Source organism: Chamaesiphon sp. VAR_48_metabat_135_sub (genome assembly GCF_031418915.1).
Lineage (GTDB): Bacteria > Cyanobacteriota > Cyanobacteriia > Cyanobacteriales > Chamaesiphonaceae > Chamaesiphon.
This window is the reverse complement of sequence record NZ_JANOJV010000050.1, coordinates 1-1,687: the sequence shown is the minus strand read 5'-3', so window position 1 is coordinate 1,687 and position 1,687 is coordinate 1. Positions and strand designations below refer to the sequence as shown.

Genomic DNA, 1,687 nt, shown 5'->3' with positions numbered 1-1,687 from the left:
GGAGAGCGCGTTGGCGTTGGTGCATTCGCGGTTTAGTACCAATACTTTCCCCAGTTGGGAGCGGGCGCATCCCTATCGCTACATCGCCCACAATGGTGAAATCAATACCATGCGCGGCAATATTAACTGGATGACGGCGCGACAGTCGCTATTTGCGTCGGATTTATTCGGCGATGATATTGATAAGATTAAACCTGCGATTAATGTCGATGGTAGTGACTCGACGATCTTTGATAATGCCCTGGAATTATTGACCCTTTCCGGTCGCAGCTTGCCCCATGCGATGATGATGATGGTGCCCGAACCGTGGACGGCGCATGAGTCGATGAGCGCGGAGAAGAAGGCGTTTTATGAGTACCATTCCTGCTTGATGGAGCCGTGGGATGGCCCAGCTTCGATCGCCTTTACTGATGGTAGCTCGATCGGGGCGGTACTCGATCGAAATGGATTGCGCCCAGGACGTTATTATGTGACGACTGACGATCTGGTGATTATGGCTTCGGAAGCAGGTGTGCTGACGATTCCACCGGAAAAAGTGGTGGCGAAGGGACGGTTGGAGCCAGGGAAGATGTTCATGGTGGATACTGTGGCTGGGCGGATTGTCAGTGATGAGGAGATCAAGCATGAGATTACTAGCGCACATCCTTATCAGGAGTGGTTGGACGAGCATTTGGTACGACTAGAGGACATCGCGAGTCCTGAATCCCCCCCAACCCCCCTTAATAAGGGGGGAGCAGGAGCAGAGTCTCTCTTGTCCCCCCCTTCCCAAGGGGGGTTAGGGGGGATTCTCCAGCGTCAAATGGCGTTTGGCTATACGTTTGAAGAATTGCGGATGCTGATTACGCCGATGGCGCGGGATGGGGTGGAAGCAACGGGTTCGATGGGGACTGATACACCGTTGGCGGTGTTGTCCGATCGACCAAAGTTACTCTACGATTACTTCCAACAGTTATTCGCCCAAGTTACCAACCCGCCGATCGATTCTATTCGTGAGGAAATCGTGACTTCAGCGCAGACGACGATTGGATCTGAACGGAATTTACTCAAACCTGAGCCAGAAAGTTGTCATCTGATCGCGCTGAAAACACCGATTTTAACTGATTCGGAATTGAACAAATTAAAGTACCTTCACACCGATGGATTTAGCTCTGTCACTATTCCAATGTTATTCAACCCTAAAGATGGGGTGAAAGGTCTGGAAGCAGCCTTAGATGTGATTTTTGCAGCCGCAGATAAAGCGATCGAATCCGGCATCAGTATTCTAATTTTGAGCGATCGCGGTGTGAATGCTGAGACTGCATCAATTCCGGCTTTACTAGCTGTTGCTGGCTTGCATCATCACCTAATTCGCACGGGTACTCGTACTCGCGTCGGCTTGGTATTAGAATCCGGCGAACCCCGTGAAGTTCATCACTTTGCAACCTTTATTTGTTATGGTTGTGGGGCGATTAATCCTTACTTGGCATTTGAAACGATAGAGGATTTAATTAATCAGAAAATCTTGCTCGATGTCGATTATCCCACCGCTGTTAAAAACTACATTAAAGCAGCCACCAAAGGCGTAACTAAAGTTGCGTCTAAAATTGGTATTTCCACGATCCAAAGTTATCGCGGTGCCCAGATATTTGAAGCTGTTGGCTTGAATCAAATCACGATCGATAAATACTTTACCCGCACCGCGTCGCGG

General features: G+C 49.4%; 1 protein-coding gene. It reads left to right on the top strand.

Translation table 11 applies throughout. The features are described 5' to 3' along the window. Window positions 1-1,687: glutamate synthase central domain-containing protein (locus RMO55_RS03595; RefSeq protein ID WP_310423634.1), on the top strand; the 1,687-nt coding region annotated here is incomplete at both ends.